Raw genomic sequence first — 25,348 nt, forward strand, 5'->3', positions numbered from 1 at the left:
CACGAAGGCGAAACCCTTGACCGACTTCACCACTCACACGTCCCGCATCATCGGCTGGGACGTCGACGCGGACGGCATCGTCACGGTCACCATCGACGACAAGACCCAGCCGACCAACACGATGACCGACGATATGTCTGCAGCTCTGCGCAGCGTCGTCGAACGCCTTGAGCGTGAAAAGGATTCGATCACCGGCGTGATCATCGCGTCGGGCAAGGACACGTTCTTCGCGGGCGGCGACCTCAACCTGCTGATGACCGCGGGCCCCGATGACATCGAAGCCATCTCGGCAGGGCTCGACCATTACAAGGAGACGTTCCGCAGACTCGAAACCCTGGGTAGGCCTGTGGTCGCGGCGATCAACGGCACAGCACTCGGAGGCGGATTCGAGGTCGCGTTGGCGGCGCATCGTCGAATTGCATTGGACGCCAGAGGAAGTCTGCTCGGGCTTCCCGAGGTCACGTTCGGCGTGCTGCCCGGCGCCGGTGGTGTGACACGCGTCGTGCGCATGCTGGGGGTGGTCGACGCGATGCTCAACGTGGTGGGTCAGGGACAGCGGATGACGCCGCGCAAGGCATTACAGGTCGGCGTGATCGACGAGGTCGTCTCGACCCGAGAAAGAATGCTCGACGCCGCACGCACCTGGATCAAAGCCAACCCCGACGCCGCGCAACCGTGGGACCGCAAGGGATTTCGCATTCCGGGTGGCACGCCGTCGTCGCCCGCACTTGCGGCCAACCTGCCCGCATTCCCCGCGACACTGCGCAAGCAACTCAAGGGCTCGCCGATGAACGCCCCGATCTCGGTGCTGGCCACCGCAGTCGAGGGCGCTTCGGTCGACATCGACACCGCCTTCACCATCGAGACGCGCTACTGCGCGCGACTGATCTGTGGCCAGATCTCGGCCAACATGATCAAGGCCCTCTTCTTCGACCTGGGCAAGGTCAACAAGGGAACCGCCCGCCCCGCCGACGTTCCGGTACGCAAGGCCACCAAGGTCGCCGTCCTCGGCGCGGGCATGATGGGCGCGGCGATCGCGTACGTCACCGCGCAGGCAGGAGTCGACGTCGTCCTGCGTGACGTCACGATCGAAGGCGCGCAACGCGGCAAGGACTACTCCCGGCGAATCCTCGACGCCAAGGTCGCCAAGGGCCGCCTCGACGCGGAAGGACGCGATCGAGTCCTCGACCGAATCCTGGCCACCGACAACATCTCCGACGTCAAGGGTGCCGACCTCGTCGTCGAGGCCGTGTTCGAAGATGTCGAACTCAAGAAAAAGGTTCTCGCCGAGGTCGAAGGCTACGTCGCCGACGACGCCCTGCTCGCGTCGAACACCTCGGCACTGCCCATCGCCGAGATGGCGGGTGCGGTGACCCGACCCTCCGACGTGATCGGTCTGCACTTCTTCTCACCGGTCGACAAGATGCCGCTCGTCGAGATCGTCGTCGGACAGCAAACCTCAGACGAATCACTGGCTCGTGCACTGGATTTCGCGAAGCAGATCCGCAAGACGCCCATCGTCGTGCAGGACACGTACGGCTTCTACGCCAATCGCGTCATCGCGAAGTTCGTCGACGAGGCGCTCTCGCTCGTGGCCGAGGGCATGCACCCCGCCAGCGCCGAACAAGCCGCGCTGCAGGCGGGTTTCCCGGCCGGCGCGTTGACTCTGTTCGACGAGATCAACATGAAGACCATCGCGAAGATCCGTGCGGGATTCATCGCCGACGCCGCTGCGCGGGGCGTCGACTTCGTACCCAGTGCGTCGTATCCGTTGGTGGACAGGATGCTCGAGGAGTTCGATCGCCCGGGTCGCCTGGAAGGCCGCGGGTTCTACGACTACGACGGCCCCAGCGGAAGGCGACTCGGACTGTGGCCGCGCCTCGCGGAGCTCTACACGAGGTCCGACGTCGAGATCTCGTTCGAAGACGCGAAAGAACGGATGCTCGTCGCCGCGGCACTGGAGGCGTTCGCCTGCTACGACGAGGGCACCATCGGGTCGGTGGCCGAGGCCAACGTCGGCTCGATCATGGGTATCGGGTATCCGGCGTGGACCGGCGGCGCGCTGCAGTACATCAATCAGTATCCGGGCGGGATGGGCGGATTCGTTGCGCGCGCAGACGAGCTCCGTGCGCGCTACGGCGCCAGATTCGTCGTCAGTGAGGCTCTACGCGCCCGTGCGGCAGACGGCAGCGAGCTTGTGTGACAACATCACACACTGTGACCACCGCAGATGAACCGCGTTGGCGCAGACTCGGCCCCGACGCCAGGCGCAATGAAATCCTGGCCGTCGCCATCCGGATGTTCGGTGAGCAGCCCTACGCGACGGTGCAGATGGCCGAGCTCGCCCGCGAGGCCGGAGTGGCGCGCGGGCTGCTGAACCACTATTTCGGCACCAAGCGCGACCTTTACGTCGAAGTCGTGCGTGCCATGATGATCGTGCCCGAGATCGACACGGTGACTCTGCCGGGCGGCACCCTGCGGGAGCGGGTCGAGGCGTCGGTCGACTGGCTGATGACCGTCCTCGACACTCACGGAAAGACGTGGTTGGCGGTCGGCGTCGAGGGGATCGGTGACGATCCGCAGATCGCGGCGATCCTCAACGAGGCCGACGATCGCGCGGCCCAACGCGTGCTCGACGCTATCGGTTTCGACGGGACGGGCCGCGAGCATCAGGTGGCGCTCGCCGTGTTCCGGAGCTGGGGCGGCATGATGAAGGCCACCGCCCGTGAATGGGTCGATCGAAAGACGCTCTCCCGCAAGCAGGCCCGCACGATTCTCGTCGAGACGCTCGTCCCGCTCGCCGAGCGGGTCATGTCGGGTTCTGTCTGAACTCGCAATCGGCGGGGGAGCGGTCGGTTACGTGGCTGTGCCGGGTGATCCTCGTGGATTGTGAACCTAGCTAGACTAGATGCCGAAAAGACATCGACTATCGACGGTTAGGCTCTGGCTGGTGGGCATTGTACAAGGGTGGCGACGGTGAGCTCGTCTGTCGTCGGGAATCCACACTGGCGGAGTGTTGATCCGCCGAAGCTGTCACCAATCCTGGTGCACGCTTTGGATGCGTTCTATGAGAACGGCTTCCATGGAACCTCGGTGCGAGAAATTGCTCAGCGGGTAGGCGTGACGATCCCGGCTCTGTACTACCACCACGGTAGTAAGGAGGGTATTTTGCTCGCCCTCCTGGAGTACTCCACGAGCGATGTTCTGGCTCGCGCGCACTCCGCGAAAGCGGATGGGGGCGATGATCCGGCGCAACAATTATCCAATGTCATCGAGGCAATTGTCCTCCGCATGACCACGCGTTCCCGGCTGGCGGCACTCGAAGGTGAGGTTCGATACCTCAGTCCGGAGAACCGCCTCCGGTATCGAGTCGTCCGCAAAGGAATCGAAGAGCTCGTACTCGGCATTATCGAGGATGGGAACGAGCGAGGAATCTTCTACACGGCAGACCCCGCCGAATCCGCCCGCGCCGTCCTGGCGATGTGCCAGTCGATCCCACGGTGGTACCACGCTGAGGGGAACATGGCGCCGGAGGTCGTTGCCGCCAAGTACTCAGAAATTGCCCTGACAGCTGTTGGCTATGTTTCTGCGGCAGCCAAACCACGTAAGCGAGCACCCTCGACGCCTACGTAGCCGTCACTGAACCCAAGCGCGGCAGTCGCATTCACCGTCGCTCGCCGAAACGTGGAGACTAACTCGTCGAGACTTGCTGGGCGTACTGGTTGCGCAGTTCACGCTTGAGGATCTTGCCCGTTGCTCCCAGCGGGAGGGCATTCGTGATGTCGATCGACTTGGGACATTTGTAGCCGGCGAGACGATCGCGAGCGAACGTCATCAGGTCGAGAGGTTCGATCGTCTGTCCGGGTGCGGCGATGACCACGGCTTTGACTGCTTCTCCCCATACCGGATCAGGAACACCGATGACGGCTACTTGGGAGACACCTGGGTAATCGGCGATGACCGATTCGACTTCGATCGGATAGACGTTCTCCCCGCCGGTGATGATCATGTCCTTGATCCGGTCGGTGATGAAGAGATAGCCGTCCTGATCGAATCGTCCTACATCGCCGGTGTGAAACCAACCGTCGTTGTCGATCGCCTTTGCGGTTTCCTCGGGGCGATGGAAGTAGCCGACGGTGTTCTGCGGGGACCGTACACAAATCTCTCCGGATTCGTCGATATCCGCCGGCTCCGTGGAATATGGGCGCACTATTCGTAGCTCCACCCATGGGTACGGTTTTCCGACGGAGCGCAGAAGGTGCACGCGATCGCCCGCGGTGGTGTGGTCATCGGCGTCGAGCTGGGTAATGGCGCCGTGGGTCTCGGTGAGTCCGTACACCTGGAACAGTGGCCGTCCGAAAGTAGCCAGGGCACGCTTGAGTAACGCCGGGGTGATCGGTGAGGAGCCGTAGGCGATCGAGCGCAACGCCGTGAAGTCTCGTGTCGCTGCGCCGGGAACCTCCACCATCATTCCGATTACCGATGGAACCAGGAAGGTGTTGGTGATGCGGTATTGCTCGAAGGTGTCGAGCAGCGACTCCGGGGTGAAATCGCGCACGATGATGTTGTGGGCGCCGTAAGCAATGCCGACGAGCGCAAATCCAAGGCCGCCGATGTGGAACAGGGGCATCGCACACAAACTCACCGAGGAGGAGTGGAATCCCCACGGGCCGCCGGAACGAGTACAGGCACCGAGATTCCTGTTGGAGCTGAGCACACCCTTCGGTTTGGCGGTGGTGCCTGAGGTATAGAGCTGGAGCACGATGTCGTCCTCGTCGCCGACCCACCCGGGATCGGTGTCGTCGGCGGCGGCGATGAGGGCCTCGTAGTCGCTGTCCTCCTCACCGTCGATGACCACGAACTGGGTGAGCGAGGGGACCTGGGTTCGCAGCTGAGCTACCGTATCGCCGAAAGTGCTGTCGTAGAACAAGATTTGAGCTTCGCAGTCGTCGAGGACTTCGGCGAGTTCGCCCGCCGTGAGCCGCCAGTTGACGGGAACGGTGACCGCGCCCACCTTGGCGCTCGCGAACAGTACTTCGACCACCTGCACTGAACTGCGGTCCAGGACAGCCACTCGAGCTTGAGGACCGATCCCGCGCTGCGCAAGCTCGTTGGCGAGACGGTTGGTGCGCTGATCGAGTTCGGCGTAGGTCAGTGAACTCCCGCGACCGGTCAGGGCTGGAGCGTCGGGGCGTTCGAGTGCATGGCGACGGGGTTCGTCAGCGAGGCGGTAGGTCATGGAATGGTGTTCCCTTGCTTCTCGTCACTCCCGGTCTTGTGTCGCACGGTTTTGTGCTGCACGGGACAGGTTTTGGGGAAGGTTCCGAGTTGGTCGACTTGGTATCCGTCGGGGTAACTGCGGATGTTGGGCAGATCGCGGGCGAACTTGGGGGTGCTGCGAGGCGGGAAGAAGCGGATGATGCGGGCGCGAACCTTGAGTGCGCCGATTGACAGGATCCGTTCGATGCGGGCGGGACGGCGGTAGTGGAACGCGTCCAGGAGGGGATCGTCCATCAGAGCCCAGGCGAAGTGCTTGACCGCGACGGCGGGCGCGAAATTGTTTGGGGGGAACGTGCACAGCAGGTTCAGTGTGGAGTCGGCGACAGCTCGAGCGCCGGCGTCGTACCTGAAGTGCGCGCGCTCGTAAGCATCCATGAATAGGGCGAAGTCGTCCCAGGTGACGGGGATCTGTTTGATGCCCATGTAGCGGCCGAGTTCGCGGTAATAGTTCGTCGAACCTGCGATTTCGTTGGCAGTGAGTTTGCGCCAGCCGTACTGGTCTATCCAGCGGACGGGGGTGACGATGAAGGTGGCCAGGACGTAGAGCATGTCGTCGTTGCTGATGTCGTAGGCGCCGTGCATTTGGTTCATACGGCGAATGCCGGAGCGTCCCTCGGTGCTTGTGATGCCGTGTTCGAGGACGGCGTCGAGGATCAGGCCGGTGTCGTCGTACCGTTTTTGCGTTCTGCTGGTGAACTCGTCGGTTCCGAACAACAAGCTGCCGACGGACGGCACGGCGTATGTGCGAAACAGCGCGAAGCTGAGCGCCTGGTTGATGTCCCAGGGAAATTCCTGTGTCGCGAGAATGCGATAGATCTCCTCGTATTGCGTGTCGGGATCGAGGTGATCGGTGCGGTGACGCAGTTCGTAGCGCTTCATCTGGTGTTCTCCATTGGACGACGGCACGACGCCGGATGTGTGACCGGCAACACACGCTAGCTTAGCGATCGATAACTACGTGTGTCTAGGGCCACGGCCGGTCTTCGACATCCCCGATGCGTTGACAGCCGCGCGCCGCATGCCTAAGTTACTTAACGTTCGCTATATGAGCTAGATCACTTGGGACGCCGCCGAGGCATCGGAGTTCGACGTGGCACCCACCGGCCCGAGGAGGCCCCATGGTTCACAATCACGCTGCTCTGTACATCGACGGAGACTGGCAGGCGCCCACATCGGCTGACGTCATCGAGGTGCACTCGGCGGCTACAGAGGAACAGATCGGGCAGGTCCCTGCCAGCACCACCGCCGACGTCGACGCCGCCGTGGCTGCCGCTGGTCGTGCGTTCCGGACCTGGTCAGCGCTCACCCCGGCACAACGCGCCGATGTCCTCGACGGGTTCGCTATCGAGTTGGCAAGTCGCGCAGAGCTTTCCGCACGCCTCGTCAGTGAGCAGAACGGAATGCCGATCGCGATCTCCACGGTCGCTGAGGGGCAGGGGCCGGCAGGTCTGCTGCACTATTACGCTGCGCTGATCCGCGGCACTGCGCTGGAAGAGCATCGGCCGGCGTTGGCAGGCAACGGAACCACGGTGGTGCGAAAGGAACCGATCGGTGTCGTCGCCGCGATCGCGCCGTGGAACTTCCCCGCGCTACTGGCAATGATGAAGATCGCCCCGGCGCTCGCGGCGGGATGCACCGTCGTCCTCAAGCCCTCTCCGGAGACCGTCCTTGATTCCTTCGTGCTGGCCGAGGCCGCAGCCGCAGCGGGTCTGCCCGCCGGTGTCCTCAATATCGTCACCGGCGGACCGGAGATCGGAAAGCATCTCGTCGCCCACCCCGGAGTGCAGAAGGTCGCCTTCACCGGATCCACACCAGCCGGACGCCAGATTGCCGAGACATGCGGTCGGCTGCTGCGCCCGGTCTCGCTCGAACTCGGCGGCAAGTCGGCGGCACTGATCCTCGACGACGCCGACCTGGCGGCTACCGTGCAGGGACTGGCGACCGCGTCACTGATCAACACCGGTCAGACGTGCTACGCGTCGACGAGAGTTCTTGCCCCGCAGAGCCGTTACGCGGAGGTGCTCGATGCGGTGACCGCCATGGTGGCCTCCCTTCCGGTCGGTGATCCACTCGACCCGAGCACGTTCATCGGGCCGCTCGTCAGTGCTGGTCAGCGGGCGAGAGTCGAGTCCTACATCGAAGCCGGTCGCAGCGAAGGTGCGAAGTTGACCACCGGCGGCGGGCGACCGGCCGACCGCGACCGCGGATGGTTCGTCGAACCGACGGTCTTCGGCGAGGTCGGGCTCGACCACACCATCGCCCGTGAGGAAATCTTCGGGCCGGTGCTGTCGGTGATTCCTTACGCCGACGAAGAGCAGGCGATCGCGATTGCCAACGATTCCGAATACGGGCTCGGTGGAACGGTGTGGACCTCCGATGCCGACCACGGCCTCGACGTTGCACGAAGGGTGGAGACAGGGTCGTTCGGCGTGAACGGCTACACCCTGGATTTCGGTGCACCTTTCGGTGGGATCAAGGCCAGTGGCCTCGGACGAGAACTGGGTCCGGAAGGGCTCTTTGCCTACTTCAACACCAAGTCCATCTTCCTCACCGACTGACAACGCCGCTGCCAAGGTATCCGAAGCTTTTCCGAGAGGTAGACATTCAGCATGTATCCCGGCGCCCATCTCGACACCACGCCGGACAAGCCGGCGGTGATCATGGCCGCTACCGGTAGATCCGTCACGTTCGCCGAACTCGAGTCGAACTCGATCCAACTCGCCCGCCACTTCCGACGTCTGGGTCTCGAGCGAGGCGATCACCTGGCCGTCCTCGCCACCAACACCCCACGAGTCTTCGACTTGTACTGGGCGGCAATGCGATCGGGGCTGTATCTGACGATGGTGAATTGGCACCTCACCGCCGCCGAGGCTGCCTACATCATCAACGACTGCGGCGCCAGGGCCGTGATCGTCGACGCTGCGCTCGATTCGTTCGCCGACGAATTCCGTTCCTTGGTGCCCGACGTCGAACATCTCCTCTCCTTCGGAGGCGCTCTCCCCGGCTTCGCCGACCTCGACCGAGCAGCGGCGGCGGAATCGACTGAGCCGCTACCGGATCAGCCCCGGGGCGCCGACATGCTCTATTCCTCGGGAACCACCGGTCGCCCCAAGGGAATCAAGCCTGCACTGCCCGACCGCCAGATCGGTGACCCCGGCGACACGATGACAGCGATGAACGCAACGGTGTGGGGCGTTGGACCGGAAACGGTATATCTGTCGCCCGCGCCGCTGTATCACGCTGCCCCGCTACGTACGTGCGCAGCGGTTCAAGCGCTCGGCGGCACGGTTGTCGTCATGGACCGATTCGATGCGGAAAAGGCGCTCGAGTACATCCAGCGGTATCGGATCACCTACAGCCAGTGGGTTCCCACGATGTTCGTTCGGATGCTGAAACTCTCGCAGACCGTCCGCGACAGCTACGACGTGTCGAGTCTGCGGGTGGCGGTCCACGCGGCTGCTCCCTGCCCGGTCGAGGTCAAACGGCAGATGATCGAGTGGTGGGGGCCGATACTGTCGGAGTACTACTCGTCCACCGAGCTCAACGGCCTTACCCTGGTCAACACCGACGAATGGCTCCACAAGCCCGGTACGGTCGGCAAGGCCGTTCTCGGTGTCGCACGCATCTGCGCCGAGGACGGCAACGAATTGGGCGCTGGAGATATCGGCACCGTCTATTTCGAACGCGAAAGCTTGCCATTCGAATACCACAATGCGCCAGATAAGACACGCGAGGCGCAGCATCCCACTCACCCGACCTGGACCACCACCGGTGACGTCGGATATCTCGACGAGGATGGCTACCTGTTCCTCACCGATCGTGACTCATTCATGATCATCTCCGGCGGAGTGAACATCTACCCTCAGGAAATCGAAAATCTTCTGGTCGAACACCCGAAGGTCATCGATGCCGGGGTAATCGGGGTTCCTGATCTGGAAATGGGCGAGACGGTGACCGCCGTCGTCGAACCGACCGCGGGCGTCGTCGGGGACGAAGCGCTTGCCGCCGAGCTGAACGCCTATCTGCGGGAGCGGATTGCGAAATACAAGGTGCCACGTCGCATCGTGTTCAGCGGCGACCTGCCTCGCACGCCCACCGGAAAGCTGATCAAGCGCAAGATCGCAGCAAGTATCGCCAGCCTTTCCGCTTGACCGCGCACCAGCTGCCCACAGCCTTGACAAAAATCTTGCACGGCCGGGTCCACAACAGAGGAGAAGTAATGCGTCGCACAATTTTCAACCAGGATCATGAGGCATATCGGGAGACTGTCCGTGAATTCCTCGCGCGGGAAGTCATTCCTTATTACGAGGAGTGGGAAGATGCTCGGCTGATCGACCGGGCGGCATGGTTGGCGGCCGGAAAGGTCGGCATCACGGGATTGGCTGTTCCCGAAGAGTTCGGTGGTCCGGGGGAGTCCGATTATCGGTACCGGTATGTGGTGGCGGAGGAGATCGCGCGAACCGGCACCACCTCGTTCGGTGCTGGACTCGGCACCCAGGACGACATCATCATCCCCTACATCTGCGACCTGGGGACGGAAGAGCAGAAGCAACGATGGCTCCCCGGTATGGCCGGTGGTGAACTGATCTGCGCCATCGCAATGACCGAGCCGGGTACGGGCAGCGACCTCCAGGGAATCAAGACCACGGCAGTCCGTGACGGAGACCATTGGGTTCTCAACGGACAAAAGACCTTCATCACCAACGGGATTCACGCGGATCTTGTGATTGTCGCGGCCAGGACCGATCCCGGCGCAGGTTCCCGCGGATACAGCCTCTTCGTCGTCGAACGCGATATGGACGGCTTCACTCGTGGTCGCAAACTGAAGAAGGTCGGGCTCGCTGGTCAGGACACCGCTGAACTGTCATTCGTTGACGTGCGAGTTCCTGCCGCGAACTTGCTCGGCACCGAAGGTCGTGGACTGATGCACCTGATGGAGCGACTGCCTCGGGAGCGGCTTTCCATCGCGGTTGGTGCCATCGCGAGTGCCCGCGCTGCATACGAGTGGACGAAAACGTATGTGTTCGAGCGCAAGGCATTCGGGCAGTCCGTCGGTGATTTCCAGAACACCCGGTTCGTGCTGGCTGAGATACTGACCGAGCTCGACGTCACTCAAACCTATGTCGACCAGGCTGTGCTTGCACTCAACGCCGGCGACCTCACCGCGGTCGAGGCTGCACAGGCAAAGTGGTGGGCGAGCGAGCTGCAGAAGCGGGTCGTCGACCGATGCGTGCAGTTGCACGGTGGCTATGGCTACATGATGGAATACCCCATCGCGAGGGCGTACGTCGACAGTCGCATCCAGACGATCTACGGCGGAACGACTGAGATCATGAAGGAGATCATTGGCCGCGAGATTGCCCGAAACTCGCAATAGCTCCACGGCGCAATGACGTTGCGCCTTTGCTCAGTGAAGCGCTGTTGCCAACGTCTCGGCGTATTCCTTCATGACGACTCGATCACCCGCGACACCCGGTTGCCACGGCAGCGACAGGCGGTCGACGCTGCGGTCCGCATAGCGCGGGATCACGTGCAGGTGGAAATGGAACACCGTCTGCCACGCCGGAGCCTTGCAGCAGTTGAGTAGGTTCACGCCGTCGGCGCCCGCGTCGTCGACCATCGCTCGCGCGATCCGCTGAGCCTCGAGCGTGACTGCGCTCAGATCGTCGGCGCCGATGTCGAGCAGATCGGTGCTGTGCTGCTTGGGGATCACCAGCAGATGGCCGTCGTTGGCGGGGTTGATGTCCATGAATGCGTAGGTCGACGCCGTTTCGGCGACCTTCACGCTGGGTACGTCGCCTGAGACGATGCCGCAGAAGACGCAGTCGGTCATGACTTGCTTGCGCCCTTGCCACTCGCACCGACGCCGCCCCCGTAGAGCGCTGCTGCGATCAGTGCCGGCTGGAAGAACAGCCGGATGAGCCGCTTGCGGTCGGTGTCGAGTCCGAACGCGTCTTTGTGCTCGACGTACTGCGCGATGTTGCCGGGGAAGATCGCGACGTAGAACAGCGCGAGCAGGATGCCGATCACACGCTTGTGCTTGGGCAGCGCCAGAAACGACGCTCCGAGGCCGATTTCGGCGACGCCGGATGCGAGGACGGTGACGTCGGTGTTGATGGGAAACCAATCGGGAACCTGGGCCTGGAACTCGTCGCGCGCGAAGGTCAGGTGGGAGATTCCGGCAAAGGTCATAAATGCGCCGAGGACGATTCGGACAAGGGTGCGAGGTGACATGAAATCGAGCCTAACGCCGTTGTCATGCGCGTAGCAATGAGTAGACTCATTCCTGAGTCCACTCATTATTGGAGGTGACATGACACCCGACGCAGCGACCGCCGACGGTAGGCGCGCCCGCAATATGCGCGACAAGCAGGACCGCATCTTCCGCGCGGCAGCCGACCTGTTTGCCGAACGCGGCTTCGAGTCGGTGTCGACGGGCCAAGTGTCCGACCGCGCCGATGTCGCGGCGGGCACGGTCTTTCGCTACGCGTCGACCAAGGGTGAACTGCTGCTGATGGTGCTCAACGAAGAGCTGCGTCGAGCACTCGACGACGGCGCGGCCTCGGCGGCGTCGACAACGGATACAGCCGAGGCGATCTACGAGATGGTTTGTCCACTGCTCGCATACGCACGCGCCAACCCCGAGAACGGCAACGCCTATCACCGGGAGCTGCTCTTCGGTGGCTCCGGTGATCGTTACCGCGCAGCGGGACTCGCGTTGGTCGCCGAACTGCAGGACCGGATCGCACAGAGACTCGTTGCCGATTCCGGTGACGACGCGGTGTCAGACAGGGCAACGCTCACGGCCAACATGATCTTCGCTGTCGCCGCACTGGCAATCGCCCGTGCGTCGACAGGTGCGCATTCGGATCGTGATCCGTTCGACGACGTGCGCACCCAGGTGAGCATCGCCGTCGACGGCTTCCGCGCGTAATCAGATCTTCCCCAGTACTTCTCGTTCAATTTCCCGTTCTTCGCGAGAATCCAGTCCACGAAACCTTGAGGTAGTTGACCATGCTCCAAACTGAAGCCGAGCCGTTGTCATTCGGCGCAAAGTACCGGCGCTTGCTGCTCGCCGTCGTTGTCCTCGGTGCGCTCACCCAGCTCGGGCTGGGTGCCTTCTATCTCGGCGTCGGACATTCTCCGTCGCCGCGAAACGCACCCATCGGGATCGTCGGCCCGGAGCAGCAGGTGCAAAAGCTCACTGCCGCAGTCGAAGCCGACGGCAAGTTCGATGCTCGAACCTATGAATCCATGGACTCGTTGCGGGCGGCGATCGTCGATCGGGAGGTCGACGGCGGTCTCGAGGTGACGCAGCAGGGCATCGTTCCGGTGGTGGCGAGTGCCGGCGGCGCGTTACCCGCAACTGCATTGAAAACCGTTGCCTCAGAGGCCAATGTGAGCAACAATCTCCCGCAAACGCTGGCGGTCGACGTCGTCAAGCTCTCTGAAGACGACATCAACGGTGCATCGATCGGCTATATCCTGCAGGTGATCTCGCTCGGCGGAAGTATCGCATCGCTGGGCCTCGGGCGGCTGATGCCGCGAGTGCCGCAGTCGCTACGACGCGGGTTCGGCCACGTGGCGGCGCTGATCGCCTATGCCGCGGTGTCGGCGGGGATCGTGCTCCTGTTCTCCTGGTTCTACGGTGTCGGCAGCTCTGCGGACCAGTGGCGGCTCTTCGGCACGTACACCCTGATCTCGCTGGCCATCGCGGGATCGACCGCCGGCCTGGTGACGCTGTTCGGGCCGATCGGATCGTTGGCAGGTGGCTTCTACTTCCTTATCGGCGCGACGCTTTCGGGTGCGTCGATCCCGTGGAACTTCATGCCGGCCTTCTGGGCGTGGCTCGGCGAGTGGCTACCCACCGGCGGCGGTGCGCAACTGATTCGCAACTCGCTCTACTTCCCTGAGGCGGGGTCGGGGACCGCGCTTATCTGCCTCGGGCTCTACGCCGGTCTGGGCACGGTGACGGTCCTGGTCTGGAACATCTTGGGTAACAGAAGCTCTCGCACATCCGCCGTCGACGTCGACGTCCTGTACCCGATCACGCACGAGCACCACCATCATGATGGTGATCACGAGCATCGCCGTGAGGCTGGTGAGTCCGCGTCCTCGTGACCCAGGGACGCAGTTCATGTTCAGCGAGTAGCTCCCGGACAAGGCTGCGGTGAGTAGCCTCGACGGTGGCAGTGGTCGGATCAACCGCCACAACTCGTACGACGGGAGCTGCAGATGCCTCACAGCGCAGAGGTATTCGACCTGATGAGCCTGCGTGTGCCGATCGTCGTCGCACCTATGGCAGGCGGTCCGTCGACGCCCGCGCTGGTGATCGCGGCTGCACAAGCGGAGGCCATCGGGTTTTTGGCTGGTGGCTACAAGTCGGTCAACGCCCTTGCCGGCGAGATCGATGAGGTTGCCGCGTCGGGTGTGGGTTCGTACGGCGTGAACCTCTTCGTTCCGGGCGGACCGGCTCGCGATCTGGGTGCGGTGCTCCGCTACCGAGAGGAGTTGGAGCCCGTCGCGCGAAGGTACAACGTCGAGGTCGGGCGGGTCGTCGAATCCGATGACGATGCGTATGCGGACAAGGTCGATCTGGTTATCGATCGACGAGTTCCCATGGTGTCTTTCACGTTTGGGCTGCCCGGCGAGAGCGTCGTCGACCGTCTGCACGGCGCCGGAATAGCTGCCGTTGCCACGGTGGCCGATCTGATCGACGCGAAAGCTGCTGCGGCGCAAGGGGTTGATGCGCTCTGCGTGCAGGGCGTCGAAGCCGGTGGGCACCGTGCGACACTGTCGGCGACGGCGGAACCTTCGCAGACGTCCACGGTCGAGTTGGTGCGGGATGTCGACGAACTCGTCGACATCCCGATCATCGCCGCCGGTGGAATCGCAACCGGCGCGCACGTCGACGCCGCGCTCGCCGCCGGCGCCGTCGCAGTGCAGTTGGGCACAGCGTTCCTCGACAGTGCGGAGGCCGGCACCAAGCCGACGCATCGTGCAGCACTGCGCAACTCGCGGTTCACCGAAACCGTGGTGACCCGAGCGTTCTCCGGCCGACCGGCGCGTGCGCTGCGCAACGAGTTCACCGATCGCTACTCGCCACTCGCCCCGGCCGAGTACCCGCAGCTGCACCATCTGACGAGTCCACTCCGCTCTGCCGCAGCTCTCGCCGGCGATCCGGAGTTCCTCAACCTGTGGGCCGGGACATCGTTCCGCGAAAGCGACTTCGGCCCCGCCGCCGAGATCATCGCGCGCGTCTGGTCGCAGACTGCCGCCGCCGCGCGCGGGTCGGGGAGCTGAGCGGCTCGGGTTTCTGCGCGGTGCGCGGCCGGGCTGGAAGTAGGGGAAGGGTTCTTTCCGCGGGTTCTGTACGTGTCCTCGAGTTGCTTCGCGGGGAAGGGTGTGAAACCCGAGGAAAGTGTGTTTCCCCTAGTTCCTGCGGCGGCCGACCCCACTCCGCCCCGACCCCGGCGGGCGCGGGCCACTACGCTGTAGGCGACATTCCGCTGACGAAAGAGCACACAATGGAGCCAGGCGTCACTGCTGAGGCACAGCAGGTCATCTCCGATATCTCCGCGCGCTACGGTCTCTCGCAGGACGCCGTCGTGGCCATGCTCTACGCGGTCAACTCGGGCGGGGGCACGATGGCCCAGTTCAACATCCCCGAGCTCGGCGGCTCCGGGCAGTGGATGCGCGGCGGCATGACGATGGTCGGCGACATGTTCAACAACGGCCTCAAAGCCCGCGTCGACGGACTCTGCAACGAGCTCTCTCAACTGCTCAACACCACCCAGGTGTTCCCGCCGGCCGCGACGACCAGCACGCCGTTCGGATACGCCGCCCCCAACACCTGGTGGCCCGCTGACCTGGGAGTACCCAGCTCGTCAGGAGGTCAGAACGACTCGCGGTATGCGGTGTTCCCCGCGACCCGACGCCTCGCGACGCAGGTGAACGGCGTGGTCCGCGTCTTCGACACCGGCGAGCACCAGATCGGCGGCGTGCAACAGCAGCAGAGCGGACCGCCCGGAACGGTCAGCTTCACAAGCCAGTTCGGCACCTTCGACACCACGAGCCTGCGGGAACTCGGCGTCAACGACGTCGCCGCGACACCAACCGCCGCCCCGGAACCACGCCACGCGGCACCCGAACAGTTCGACGCCGCGCCGCAGCAATTCGACGCGCCCCAGCAGTTCGACGCCGCGCCCCAGCAGTTCGCCCCGGTGCCAGACAATGCCCCGCCCGCGCCCGCGGGGTCGGATGCGATCATCGCGGCGATCGAGCAGCTCGCCGGTCTGCACCAGCGCGGAATCCTCTCCGACGACGAGTTCTCCGCGAAGAAGGCGGAACTGCTCGGCAGGCTCTGAGCCCGAACCGCTTACGACGCCCCATCCGCGCGCAGCGCGCCGGCGAGAAGATGGAACGCGATCGTCGTCGAGCGTTCGCGCACGGCCGCCCGGTTGCCCGGGAGGTGCAGTGTGCGGGTGAGTGTCGGCCTGCCCGCGACGCCGATGCCGAAACAGACTGTGCCGACCGGCTTTCCGGGTGTCTCGCCGCCTGGTCCAGCGATGCCGGTGGTGGAGATCGCGGTGTCGACGCCCAGGCGAGCCATGACGCCCTCGGCCATCGCGGCCGCAACCGGTTCGCTCACGGCACCGAACTCGTCGAGCATCGACGCCGGTACGCCGAGGCTGTTGAACTTCACGTCGTTCGAGTACGAGACAACGCCGCCCTGCACGTAGGCCGACGAGCCCGCTCGATCGGTGAGTCGGGCGGCAACCATTCCGCCGGTGCACGATTCCGCAGTGGCGATCAGTCGTCCGGCCAGCAGTGCGGCGACCTGGTCGTCGATGGTCGAGCCGTCGGTGGAGAAGGTCTGGGTTGGGTAGAGCTCGGTCAGAAAGTCGGCCAGGGCGGTGTAATCCTCGGCGGCCGAAGTCGGGTAGCGCGTGACGATTTCGAGTTCGCCGCGTCGTAGGCATGTGGTGATCTCGAGCTGATCGAAACCCGGGACGCGGCCGGGTGCGGCGCGCAGCCCCTCGGCCAGGTCGGCCTCTGGCAGTCCGAACATGCGGATCGTGTCCTGACGCATGTCGGGGTGACCGGCGACGGCGTCGACGATCGGCGGTGCTGTGATGGCGTTGGGCCACATGGCCTGCAACTCGGGTGGCGGTCCGGGGAGCACGAGGACAGCAGGTAGCCGACCGCGGGCGCGCGAGTCCTCACCTGCCGGCACGGCAACTCCCGGTGCGGTGCCTGTCGGTGGAATGGGTTGTGCGCCTTGCGGAATCATGGCCTGTTTGTCGATGCCGGCCAGGGTTGCCGCGCTGGCGGACTCGCTGCCGCCACGGCCCTGCCAGCGTCGGATGATGTCGGCAATGTGATCGCGGAGCGGTTCGTCGAGTTGCAGTGGTCGGCCGGTGAACTCGGCGACGGTGGCCACGGTGAGGTCGTCGGCGGTGGGTCCGAGACCGCCCGTTGTCACGATCAAGGACACGCCCTCGTCGGCAAGAAACCGTAGTTGGGCGGTGAGGTCTTCCGGTCGATCGCCGCAGATGGTGATGTGAGCGACGTCGACGCCCATCGCGAACAGCCGTTCGGCGACCCACGGGCCGTTCTTGTCGGTGATTCGTCCGGTCAGGACTTCGGTCCCAGTCACCACGATGCCCGCGCGTACCGTCACGGGAAAAAGCCTATCGCTGAGGCGACGGCCGAGGCATCCATGCAGGTCAGGAGAGTCTCGATGCGGCGACCTCGTCGAGCACAGCCTCGCTGGCGACGTGCGGCGGAGTGTTTCGTGGCCAATGCATGATGACGTCGGTGAAACCCAGCTCGGCCGCGCGGCCGGTCAGCTCGTCGAACATCCCGATACTCTCCATCGACTGCGCGGGTCCGGAATCGATGCTGAGGTACCGGGCGAAGCCGGAGCCATTCGGTCGATTCGCGAGCTCGGCGTCGACGATCTCGCAGTTGCGGGCGATACCCGCGAACCACTCCTCGGTTGTAGTGGAAGTGGTGTTGCCGGTGGTGATCCAACCGTCGCCGAAGCTCGCGGCGAACCGAACCGACCGCGGTCCGTTGCCCGACATCAGTAGCGGCACCCGGTCTCGCACCGATCCGCCGACGAGCCGCATGTCGCGCGCGGTGTAGTACTCGCCGGCGGCGTCGACGTGATCGTCGCGCAGTGTGCGGTCGAGCAGTCGGGAGAATTCCTGCAGGCGATCCACCTTCTGACGTGCGGTGAGCTCCACCTGTCCGAGTAGCCGGTCGTCGGGGGTTCCGCCGGCGCCGAGTCCGAGTAGGAATCGGCCGTCGGAGATGTCGACGAGGGTCTGTACCTCGCGGGAGAAGGCAACCGGATGTCGGAAGTTGGGGGAGACGACGAATGCCCCGAGGCCGATGGTGCTGGTGACGGTCGACGCCGCGGTCAGTATCGGCATGCAGGAGAACCAGCGGGAATCGGGCAGACCGCCCCAGACGACGTGGTCGTAGGTCCAGGCGTGGTCGAAGCCCATCTGCTCGGCCCGTTGCCACAGCGGGCGGGAGCGCCGCCAGTCCAGATCAGGGAGAATGCAGATTCCAAAGCGCACGCAGTCAGCCTAGTGCTCGACCCCGACAGCAATTCCCGTCCAGACGCGAGCTCCCATCCAGAAATGGCGCGGCGTCGAAACACTTCCGAGCTCGCCCGACGTGAGTTCAGACGCTGTTGAGCACGCCCGTAAGCCCCCGCGAAGCGCGAATCGCTTCCGCAACGGACAATTGAGAGGTGTGGGGATCGATGAACTGCGAGGATCGATGAACTGCGAGCATCGATGAACGACGACTTGGTGGTGCTCGTCGACGACAACGGCCACCCGCGTGGCACCGCGAATCGACTCACCGTGCACGGCACCGACACCCCGTTGCACTTCGCATTCTCGTGTCACCTCGTCGACGCGGACGGGCGCATTCTCATGACACGCCGTGCTCTGGAGAAGAAGACCTGGCCAGGCGTGTGGACCAACTCATTCTGTGGACATCCCCGCCCGGGCGAGAGCGTCGAGGACGCGATAGCGCGCTATTCACAGCGCGAACTCGGAATGGACGTCGCTGATCTGCGGCCGGTCATCCCCGACTTCCGATACCGGGCGGTCGACGCCAGCGGCGTCGTCGAAAACGAGGTGTGCCCGGTCTACGCGGCGCGACCGGTCGGCGACGTGGCGCCCAACCCGGACGAGGTCATGCAGTACACCTGGGCGTCGATCGACGACATCTGGGAGATCGCACGACGCACGCCGTGGATGCTCAGCCCGTGGTTCGTCGACCAGATCGCCGAACTGGGTCCAGCGGTCGGTGCTTACGGACGCAGCGCGTCAGACCTTCGGGATGCCCGATGAGCAGACGCACGCGTGTCGATCTGGTGCGACCGCACGCCAGATACGACGAGGTCGCCGACGCCAGCGCGGCGTTGGTCATCAGCTCGTACTCGTCGTCGTTCGGCCTCGCGTCGAGGCTGCTCGCCGAACCGGCGCGATCGCACGTCCGCAACATCTACGCGCTTGTCCGCGTGGCAGACGAGATCGTCGACGCTCCGCGACCAGGACAGGGCGTCGACGAACGGCAGGTGGCGCTCGACGAGCTGGAGACGGAAACGAACGCGGCGATGGAGCGGGGATCGAGCACCAATCTCGTCGTCCATGCGTTTGCGCGTTCGGCGCGACATGTCGGCATCGACACCTCTCTCACCGCACCGTTCTTCGCATCGATGCGGACCGACCTGACCCGCACCGTCCACGACGAAGCCAGCCTCACCGAGTACATCTACGGTTCGGCGGAGGTCGTGGGGTTGATGTGCCTGCGCGCATTCGTCGCCGACGAAGCCGCGCCGGACCAGCGTTATGACGAGTTGTACACCGGTGCAAAGCATCTGGGTGCAGCGTTCCAGAAGGTGAACTTCTTGCGCGACTTCGGCACGGACAGTGGCGATCTGGGGCGTCGGTACCTGATCGGTCTCGACCCTGCCGACCCCACCGATGCCGCGTGGACGCGCTGGCTCGACGAGATCGACGCCGACCTCACCATCGCCGCTGACACCATCCCCCGACTTCCCCGCGGAAGTCGAGTAGCGGTGTGTGTCGCCCATGATCTCTTCGCGGAACTCAACGCCAGACTGCGCGCGACACCGGCGAGTATGGCTGCGCGCCAGCGTGTTCGGGTTCCCGCCGCCACCAAGACACGTATCGCGGCGACCGCTTTGCTGCGGCGGGGCCACCCCCGCACGACGACGATTTCGGTGGTGGGCGCGTGAAAGCAGTGCGTGTTAAACCCCAGGGGAAGCGGGTGGCGATCATCGGCGGCGGCGTCGCGGGACTCGCGACAGCTGCGCTGCTCGCCGACGACGGATACGAGGTCGATCTCTACGAACAGCGCGCCGATCTCGGTGGGCGCGCGGGGTCGTGGGAATCCGACGGCTTCCGGTTCGACACCGGACCGTCGTGGTGGCTGATGCCGGAGGTCTTCGACCACTTCTACGAGTTGCTCGGCACATCGACCGCAGTGCAACTCGATCTGATCAGACTCGACCCCGGCTACCGGGTGTTCTTCGAGGGCCACACCGATCCGGTGGACGTCCACAGCGATGAACGACGCTCCGTCGAACTGTTCGAGAAGCTCGAAGATGGTGCAGGACAACAGCTGTCGGAGTACCTTGCGTCGGCGCGGCACGCCTACGATATCGCGGTCCGCCGCTTCCTCTACACCAACTTCGACACACCCCGGGCGTTCGTCGACCCGGAGGTGTTGCGCCACGCGAAGACGCTCGTGCAGTTGCTGGGCACCAGTTTGGACACGTTCATCGCGAAACGCTTCACCGACCGCAGACTGCGACAGATCCTCGGCTATCCCGCGGTCTTCCTCGCATCGTCTCCCGAGCGTGCGCCCGCCATGTACCACCTGATGAGCTGGCTCGACCTCGACGAGGGGGTGCGTTACCCCGACGGAGGGTTCACCCGACTCGTCGAGTCGCTCGCCGCGCTGGCAAAACAGAAGGGCGTGCGGCTACACACGGGCACCACGGTGTCGGAGATACTCACGCGCCCAACCGAACACGCGGGAAAGCTGCGCTCGGTATCCCGACGCCGGGCCGACGTGTCGGGTCTGCGCATAAGCGACTCCGACGGCGACGAGCGGATCGTCGACGCCGACGTGGTCATCGGTGCCGCCGACCTCCACCACATCGAGACTCGGCTGCTGCCTCGCGCGCTGCAGACCTTTCCGCAGCGGTGGTGGAACCGCCGCACCTCCGGTCCCGGTGCGGTGCTCGTCTTCCTCGGTGTGCGTGGCGAACTTCCGCAGCTACAACATCATTCGCTGTTCTTCACCGCCGACTGGACAGCCAACTTCGACGACATCTTCGAAACACCAACGGCTGTACCCGATCCCGCGTCGTTGTACGTATGCCGACCGTCGGCGACCGATGACTCCGTTGCCCCGGATGGTTACGAGAATCTCTTCATGTTGATCCCGGTACCTGCCGACCCCGGCCTGGGACGTGGCGGTGTGGACGGCGCGGGCGACCCGATCATCGAGCAGATCGCCGATCGTGCCATTGACCTCGTCGCCTCGTGGACCGGGGTTGACGATCTCGCCGAGCGAATCGTCGTCCGACGTACGACTGGGCCGGGCGACTTCGAGGCCGATCTCAACTCGTGGTCGGGCGGCGCGCTCGGACCGGCACACACGTTGTGGCAGAGCGCATTTCTGCGCGCCAACAACCGATCGGCGAAAGTGGGCGGGCTCTACTACGCGGGCGGCACGACGCGCCCCGGTATCGGGCTGCCGATGTGTCTGATCAGCGCAGAACTGATCCGCAAGCGCCTGCGCGGCGATCATTCACCCGGGCCATCGCAGGGCTGACGCAGCGGTTCTTGCCCTGGGATTCACGCCGGTCCGATCAGTCCCGCGACGATGTTCGCCGAGAGCATCACCAGCGGAAGGCCCCCGCCCGGGTGGGCCGACCCTCCGACCAGGTAGAGGCCCGGTACACCAGATGCGTTGGCGGGCCGCAGGAATGCCGCGCGCGTACCGTTCGACGACGATCCGTAGATCGATCCACCGGGCGTGAGCGTCCGACGTTCGAGGTCGGCGGGACTGACGACGATGCGGTGGCGCACTCGGTCTCGAACATCGACCCCGCAGTGCGCCATCAGATCGAGGATGTGGTCGGCGTAGGAGTCGGCCAATCCGCTGCTGTCCCAGTCGGTTCCGCCCGCCGGATCGTGGCGCGGAGCATTGACCAGCACGAACCAGGAGGCCGTGCCGGGTCCGGGACTGACCGTCGGATCGTCGGCTGCGGCGATGTAGATCGTCGGATTCGTGACCGGACGAGCGTGGCCGCCGCGTCCGAAGACCGAGTCGAACTCGTCGTCGTAGTCGTCGGTGAACAGGACGTGATGATGGGGCTGATCGGTCGGCGGATCGTCGAGCGCGAGCAAGAGTACGAAACCGGAGAACGACGGCGTGGTCTTGCCCAGTCGTCGTGCGGCGCGCCGTGCCTGACGAGTTGCCACGAGTGTCGGATACACCTGTGCGGCATCGGCATTGGCGACGACGAGATCGGCACCACGCACGCTGCCATCGGCGGTGCGCACACCGTCGACGCGTCCACGGGCATCGGTGGTCAGCGCCGACACCTCGACGCCCAGTTCGATGCTCCCGCCAAGCGCCGTCAACCTATCGGCTAGTGCCGTCGCGATCGAGCCGAGTCCACCACGCACGTACCACGATCCCCAACGTTGCTCGGCGTAGGGGACACTCGCGAGCGCCGCGGGTGCGCGCCGGGGATCGGACCCGGTGTAGGTGGCGTAGCGGTCGAGGAGCATCCGCAGACGGGGATCGCGCAGATACTGATTGCCCAACCCGCGCAACGTGCGCCACGGTGCGACGGTGGCGAGATCGCGCACGTCGAGCGCGCCGGAGGCCATGTCGCGCAGGGTGATCGGTGATTCCAGGAACGGGCGGTGCGTCGCGTCCCAGATGCGTTCTGCACGCGCAAGGAACGATGCCCACTGGTGGCCGGTACCTGCACCGAGGGCGGCGTCGAGTGCGGCCGGAATCTCCGACATCTCGCCCGGCATGTCGAAGGTCGTGCCGTCGGGAAAGCGGTAGCGTGCGGCTGTCTCGAGTCGTTGCAGGGTCAGCGAATCCGACAGTGGGGCACCGGTATCTGCGAACAGCTCTTCCAGAATGTGCGGCAACGTCACCAACGACGGACCGGTGTCGAAGACGAACCCGTCGTGCGAGATCACGCCGAGCTTGCCGCCGATCTCACGCGCCTGTTCGAGAACGGTAACCTCATGTCCGAGTGCGGAAAGTCGGACGGCAGCGGCGAGTCCTCCGACACCTGCTCCGACGACGATGATCGCGCTCATGCGTGCACCGGGCGGCCCTTCCACCGCAGCGCGCCGCGTCGATGTCCGACGATCGAATCCGCGGTGAGAGTCGCCAGCGCCAGCACCGACACCGGATGGAGCAGGGCGTCGGGCCACGCGTGGCCGCCGGTGCGTCGAGCCGTCACGACTCTCGATGCGACACCCGCGAGGTAGCCGACGAGGCCTATCCGCGAGCCTCCGAGGGCCGCTGCAGCCGGCCCGACGTAGGAGACGATCAAGAACGTCATCACCGCGACCGCGCCGGAGGGCGAACCGAAGGCCGCCCACAACGACTTTCGATAGCCGGCACGTACCTGCTCCCAGCCGTCGTACATCCGGCAACTCGCCACAGCACTGCCCTCGCCGACCACGCCGCACCCGCCTGAGTTCTTGACGGCACGCAGGAGTCCGATGTCTTCGAGAACGTCGGCACGGACGGCCCGATGACCGCCCGCACGTTCATACACGTTCTTGTCGACGGCGAGGAACTGTCCGTTCGCAGCCGACAGGCTCGGTCGCGGCGACCGTTCCGCGAGTCCGAGCGGCAGCGTGCTCATCCACGACCACTGCAGTAGCGGTTGCACCAATCGCTCTGCGGCACCGCTGGTTTCCTGCAGGGGATAGGGGCAGAACAGATCGAGATGGGCGGCCCGCATCGTGGCCGCCGTCGCCACGAGCGCGTCGGCGGCAAGGCGGACGTCTGCGTCGACGAAGACGAGGACTCCACCGGGAGCTCGGTCCGGATCTGTATCGGCGGCAGCGAACGCGGCCAATTGGGCACAGGCCCAGGGCTTTCCGAGCCACCCGTCGGGGCGTGGTTCGCCTCTCAGCACGACCAGGCCGTCGTCGTCAGTGCTCAACTGGGCGAGCAGTTCCGGTGTCGCATCGGTCGATTCGTCGTCGAGTACGACGATGCGTGACGGGCCGGGCCAGCGCGCGGCGGCGCCCTGCAGGGAACGAACGCAGTCCGTCACGTCAGCGGCTTCGTCGCGGACGGGAAGTAGCACCCACAGCGGCTCGGGCTCGCACGGCAGCGTGGCGTCGGGAACGCGGATGCGGCGTGCGTTGTCGACGGTCAGGGCCAGACCACCAAGTGCACCGACCGCACCGACGCGGATCAGATTGCGCCACAGCCGATGCGCGAGCCGATGGTCACGCCGCGTGGACACGGTGACCTCCCGATCGTCGGGCAGTGCGGATCTCGCGTACCACCGAGACCGCAAGCGGCACCGCGATCACGCCCATCACCAGCGCCCCGGTCAACGCGACCGGCGCTCGACCGAAGAAGACGGCGTGGGCGAGCACCGACGAGAAATAGGTCCACAGGTATGCGGCGACGGGCACGGCATCGGTGTGCAGCGTGGGCAGGCTATCGGTGCGCCCGACGGTGGCCTCGAGCACGGTCATCATCAACACCGACACGAGCAGCCATCCACCGAAGTTGGTCAGCGGAATGCCCTCAACCCCTGGAAGATTCGGCGTGGTGTGGAGCCAGTACCAGTGCCCGGCGTCGACCATCTGTGGGTCGAGGAAGACGTCCCAGGCGGTCAGTGCCCACGCGCCCACGGCAACCGTCGCGACGTGTCCGTGTCTGCCGACGAGTCGTCGTGCGACGTTCCACGCGGGCCACGCCATCATGATCCAGGCCAGCGGAACCAGGATCGGTACGCCAGCGATCTCCAGGCCGAGTGTTCCGGTGTAGTCGTACTCGCCGAATGGAAAGCCTGTGTGTACACCGATCGCTTCCGCGAGCAGTCCGCCACCGCCCGCGACGACGAGCAGGACCGCCGCGGCACCCAGGCCCCGAGTGGTCGCGGCGTCGACAAGCATGGCCGAGGCGAACAGGAGCACCGCCGCAGTGGTCAGTGCGGGGGTACCGCCGGACGTCAGCGGAAAGCAGATCTGCACAAGGATTGTGGCCGCCAGGAGCAGCCACGCCAGTCGCGATGTCACGGGCGGACTCCTGAAAAGTTGCCACCCGCGTAGCTGCCCTCGACATCGAGCACGGCCAAGCGTGCGAACAGATCTTCCGCGTACCAGCGTTGTGGCCGGGTCTCGCGGATCGCATTCGCGTGGGCGGGGGACCGATAGGCGAAGTCGGTGAGGGCGGCGGCGTTCTCCCACAGCGAGAACGTGCCCTGCAATCCGATGGGCGACTCTCCGATTCCGACGGCGAGGCGTAGCCCATCGCTGCCGGTGAGGTCGGCGACGACGGGCGGAACCGCGCGCCAGAACGAAAGGGCGCGGGTCGGTCGGAGTCGGGCGCGGGTGATGGCGGCGACCGGGCCGTCCCACTCGCGTTTGCGGGATGGATCGTCGACCGTGAACGGTTCACGACGCGACCAACGGCCCTTGGTGGCGAGGGGCATCATGCGGACCCTCAACTCGTTGCTGCTCACATCCGACCAGTCACCGATCGCCGTCGACGCCGCTCCCGCATCTGCCGCATGACCGTCTTCCCAGACCGTGAGCAGTGCCCAGTGATGTGGGTCGGCGTCGCGCATGGTGAAAGTCTCTCCCGAACCGGTCCCGAGAAGCTTGGCGAACCGTAGACCCGGTATGCGCCGCAGTTGCAGCCGGCTGATCGCCACGCGGCTCACTGCTCGGCTCACCCGCGGGGTCTCCCAAATTCGCAGCTCAACGACCTGTCCGCTCATTGC

At 64.9% G+C, this 25,348-nt stretch carries 23 protein-coding genes; 13 read left to right on the plus strand and 10 right to left on the minus strand.

The window, feature by feature from the left end; all coding sequences use genetic code 11:
- Positions 1-16: 16 nt before the first annotated feature.
- The 3 genes from ACRVY7_RS18750 to ACRVY7_RS18760 all read left to right on the plus strand — a co-directional run bounded on the left by ACRVY7_RS18750 (position 17) and on the right by ACRVY7_RS18760 (position 3,633).
- Entirely contained in the window at positions 17-2,203 is a 2,187-nt protein-coding gene (locus tag ACRVY7_RS18750; RefSeq protein ID WP_431818174.1) for a 3-hydroxyacyl-CoA dehydrogenase NAD-binding domain-containing protein, read from the plus strand.
- 14 nt (positions 2,204-2,217) lie between these two features.
- Positions 2,218-2,829 carry a TetR/AcrR family transcriptional regulator gene (locus ACRVY7_RS18755; RefSeq protein WP_431818175.1) on the plus strand — a complete coding sequence of 204 codons (612 nt, stop codon included), beginning with the start codon at positions 2,218-2,220 and terminating at the stop codon, positions 2,827-2,829.
- 138 nt (positions 2,830-2,967) lie between these two features.
- On the plus strand, positions 2,968-3,633 hold the full coding sequence (locus ACRVY7_RS18760; RefSeq protein ID WP_431818176.1) for a TetR/AcrR family transcriptional regulator: 666 nt from the start codon (positions 2,968-2,970) through the stop codon (positions 3,631-3,633).
- A 58-nt stretch (positions 3,634-3,691) separates the two neighbouring features.
- Here ACRVY7_RS18760 and ACRVY7_RS18765 read toward each other — a convergent pair whose 3' ends face one another.
- Positions 3,692-5,239 (minus strand): long-chain-fatty-acid--CoA ligase, encoded by a 1,548-nt coding sequence (locus ACRVY7_RS18765; protein ID WP_431818177.1) that lies wholly within the window; start codon positions 5,237-5,239, stop codon positions 3,692-3,694.
- The gene (locus ACRVY7_RS18770) at positions 5,236-6,159 is read right to left on the minus strand and encodes an oxygenase MpaB family protein (RefSeq protein ID WP_431818178.1); all 924 of its coding nucleotides are present in this window, start codon (positions 6,157-6,159) and stop codon (positions 5,236-5,238) included. The genes ACRVY7_RS18765 and ACRVY7_RS18770 overlap by 4 nt, the downstream gene beginning before the upstream one ends.
- 239 nt (positions 6,160-6,398) lie before the next feature.
- On the opposite strand from ACRVY7_RS18770, the gene ACRVY7_RS18775 reads away from it, so the two are divergent.
- From ACRVY7_RS18775 to ACRVY7_RS18785, 3 genes are all read left to right on the plus strand, one after another.
- Positions 6,399-7,838 (plus strand): aldehyde dehydrogenase, encoded by a 1,440-nt coding sequence (locus tag ACRVY7_RS18775; RefSeq protein WP_049699329.1) that lies wholly within the window; start codon positions 6,399-6,401, stop codon positions 7,836-7,838.
- A gap of 51 nt (positions 7,839-7,889) precedes the next feature.
- Positions 7,890-9,431: an acyl-CoA synthetase gene (locus ACRVY7_RS18780; protein ID WP_431818179.1), complete on the plus strand. Its 1,542-nt coding sequence runs from the start codon at positions 7,890-7,892 to the stop codon at positions 9,429-9,431.
- 68 nt (positions 9,432-9,499) lie between these two features.
- Positions 9,500-10,657 carry an acyl-CoA dehydrogenase family protein gene (locus ACRVY7_RS18785; RefSeq protein ID WP_431818180.1) on the plus strand — a complete coding sequence of 386 codons (1,158 nt, stop codon included), beginning with the start codon at positions 9,500-9,502 and terminating at the stop codon, positions 10,655-10,657.
- Positions 10,658-10,687: 30 nt separating this feature from the next.
- Here the strand turns inward: ACRVY7_RS18785 and ACRVY7_RS18790 are convergent, their stop codons facing one another.
- Together ACRVY7_RS18790 and ACRVY7_RS18795 are read right to left on the minus strand one after the other, a co-directional pair.
- Positions 10,688-11,113: an HIT family protein gene (locus ACRVY7_RS18790; RefSeq protein WP_431818181.1), complete on the minus strand. Its 426-nt coding sequence runs from the start codon at positions 11,111-11,113 to the stop codon at positions 10,688-10,690.
- Complete coding sequence (locus ACRVY7_RS18795; RefSeq protein ID WP_049699333.1) at positions 11,110-11,514, minus strand: DoxX family protein; 405 nt, start codon at positions 11,512-11,514, stop codon at positions 11,110-11,112. The genes ACRVY7_RS18790 and ACRVY7_RS18795 overlap by 4 nt, the downstream gene beginning before the upstream one ends.
- Positions 11,515-11,593: 79 nt before the next feature.
- Between ACRVY7_RS18795 and ACRVY7_RS18800 the strand changes: the two genes are divergently transcribed.
- From ACRVY7_RS18800 to ACRVY7_RS18815, 4 genes are all read left to right on the plus strand, one after another.
- Positions 11,594-12,214, plus strand: coding sequence for a TetR/AcrR family transcriptional regulator (locus ACRVY7_RS18800; protein ID WP_431818182.1), 621 nt, complete (start codon positions 11,594-11,596; stop codon positions 12,212-12,214).
- An 80-nt stretch (positions 12,215-12,294) separates the two neighbouring features.
- Positions 12,295-13,401 (plus strand): ABC transporter permease, encoded by a 1,107-nt coding sequence (locus tag ACRVY7_RS18805; protein WP_431818183.1) that lies wholly within the window; start codon positions 12,295-12,297, stop codon positions 13,399-13,401.
- Positions 13,402-13,515: 114 nt separating this feature from the next.
- Positions 13,516-14,583 carry an NAD(P)H-dependent flavin oxidoreductase gene (locus ACRVY7_RS18810; RefSeq protein ID WP_431818184.1) on the plus strand — a complete coding sequence of 356 codons (1,068 nt, stop codon included), beginning with the start codon at positions 13,516-13,518 and terminating at the stop codon, positions 14,581-14,583.
- A gap of 224 nt (positions 14,584-14,807) precedes the next feature.
- Positions 14,808-15,647 (plus strand): SHOCT domain-containing protein, encoded by an 840-nt coding sequence (locus tag ACRVY7_RS18815; protein ID WP_431818185.1) that lies wholly within the window; start codon positions 14,808-14,810, stop codon positions 15,645-15,647.
- An 11-nt stretch (positions 15,648-15,658) separates the two neighbouring features.
- On the opposite strand, the gene ACRVY7_RS18820 is transcribed toward ACRVY7_RS18815, so the two are convergent.
- Positions 15,659-16,963 carry a competence/damage-inducible protein A gene (locus tag ACRVY7_RS18820; protein ID WP_431818186.1) on the minus strand — a complete coding sequence of 435 codons (1,305 nt, stop codon included), beginning with the start codon at positions 16,961-16,963 and terminating at the stop codon, positions 15,659-15,661.
- Positions 16,964-17,009: 46 nt separating this feature from the next.
- A complete protein-coding gene (locus tag ACRVY7_RS18825; RefSeq protein WP_431818187.1) occupies positions 17,010-17,870 on the minus strand; it encodes an LLM class flavin-dependent oxidoreductase in 861 nt (286 codons plus the stop codon).
- 222 nt (positions 17,871-18,092) lie between these two features.
- Here ACRVY7_RS18825 and idi point away from each other — a divergent pair, with 222 nt between their 5' ends.
- Genes idi through crtI form a run of 3 tightly spaced genes read left to right on the plus strand, consistent with a single transcriptional unit; the run spans position 18,093 to position 21,174 of the window.
- Positions 18,093-18,656 (plus strand): isopentenyl-diphosphate Delta-isomerase, encoded by a 564-nt coding sequence (gene idi / locus ACRVY7_RS18830; RefSeq protein ID WP_431818188.1) that lies wholly within the window; start codon positions 18,093-18,095, stop codon positions 18,654-18,656.
- Positions 18,653-19,567, plus strand: coding sequence for a phytoene/squalene synthase family protein (locus ACRVY7_RS18835; protein ID WP_431818189.1), 915 nt, complete (start codon positions 18,653-18,655; stop codon positions 19,565-19,567). Before idi ends, ACRVY7_RS18835 begins: the two co-directional genes overlap by 4 nt.
- Positions 19,564-21,174: a phytoene desaturase family protein gene (gene crtI, locus ACRVY7_RS18840; RefSeq protein WP_431818190.1), complete on the plus strand. Its 1,611-nt coding sequence runs from the start codon at positions 19,564-19,566 to the stop codon at positions 21,172-21,174. Before ACRVY7_RS18835 ends, crtI begins: the two co-directional genes overlap by 4 nt.
- A gap of 23 nt (positions 21,175-21,197) precedes the next feature.
- Here the strand turns inward: crtI and ACRVY7_RS18845 are convergent, their stop codons facing one another.
- From ACRVY7_RS18845 to ACRVY7_RS18860, 4 genes are read right to left on the minus strand one after another with little or no spacing between them, the layout of a single operon-like run.
- The gene (locus tag ACRVY7_RS18845) at positions 21,198-22,688 is read right to left on the minus strand and encodes a phytoene desaturase family protein (protein WP_431818191.1); all 1,491 of its coding nucleotides are present in this window, start codon (positions 22,686-22,688) and stop codon (positions 21,198-21,200) included.
- Positions 22,685-23,857 carry a glycosyltransferase family 2 protein gene (locus ACRVY7_RS18850; protein WP_431818192.1) on the minus strand — a complete coding sequence of 391 codons (1,173 nt, stop codon included), beginning with the start codon at positions 23,855-23,857 and terminating at the stop codon, positions 22,685-22,687. The genes ACRVY7_RS18845 and ACRVY7_RS18850 overlap by 4 nt, the downstream gene beginning before the upstream one ends.
- Positions 23,841-24,641 carry a carotenoid biosynthesis protein gene (locus ACRVY7_RS18855; RefSeq protein WP_431818193.1) on the minus strand — a complete coding sequence of 267 codons (801 nt, stop codon included), beginning with the start codon at positions 24,639-24,641 and terminating at the stop codon, positions 23,841-23,843. The genes ACRVY7_RS18850 and ACRVY7_RS18855 overlap by 17 nt, the downstream gene beginning before the upstream one ends.
- Positions 24,638-25,345 (minus strand): monooxygenase, encoded by a 708-nt coding sequence (locus ACRVY7_RS18860; RefSeq protein WP_431818194.1) that lies wholly within the window; start codon positions 25,343-25,345, stop codon positions 24,638-24,640. The genes ACRVY7_RS18855 and ACRVY7_RS18860 overlap by 4 nt, the downstream gene beginning before the upstream one ends.
- Positions 25,346-25,348: the final 3 nt, after the last annotated feature.

Source organism: Gordonia jacobaea, from assembly GCF_965344965.1.
In the GTDB taxonomy this organism is placed as follows: domain Bacteria; phylum Actinomycetota; class Actinomycetes; order Mycobacteriales; family Mycobacteriaceae; genus Gordonia; species Gordonia jacobaea.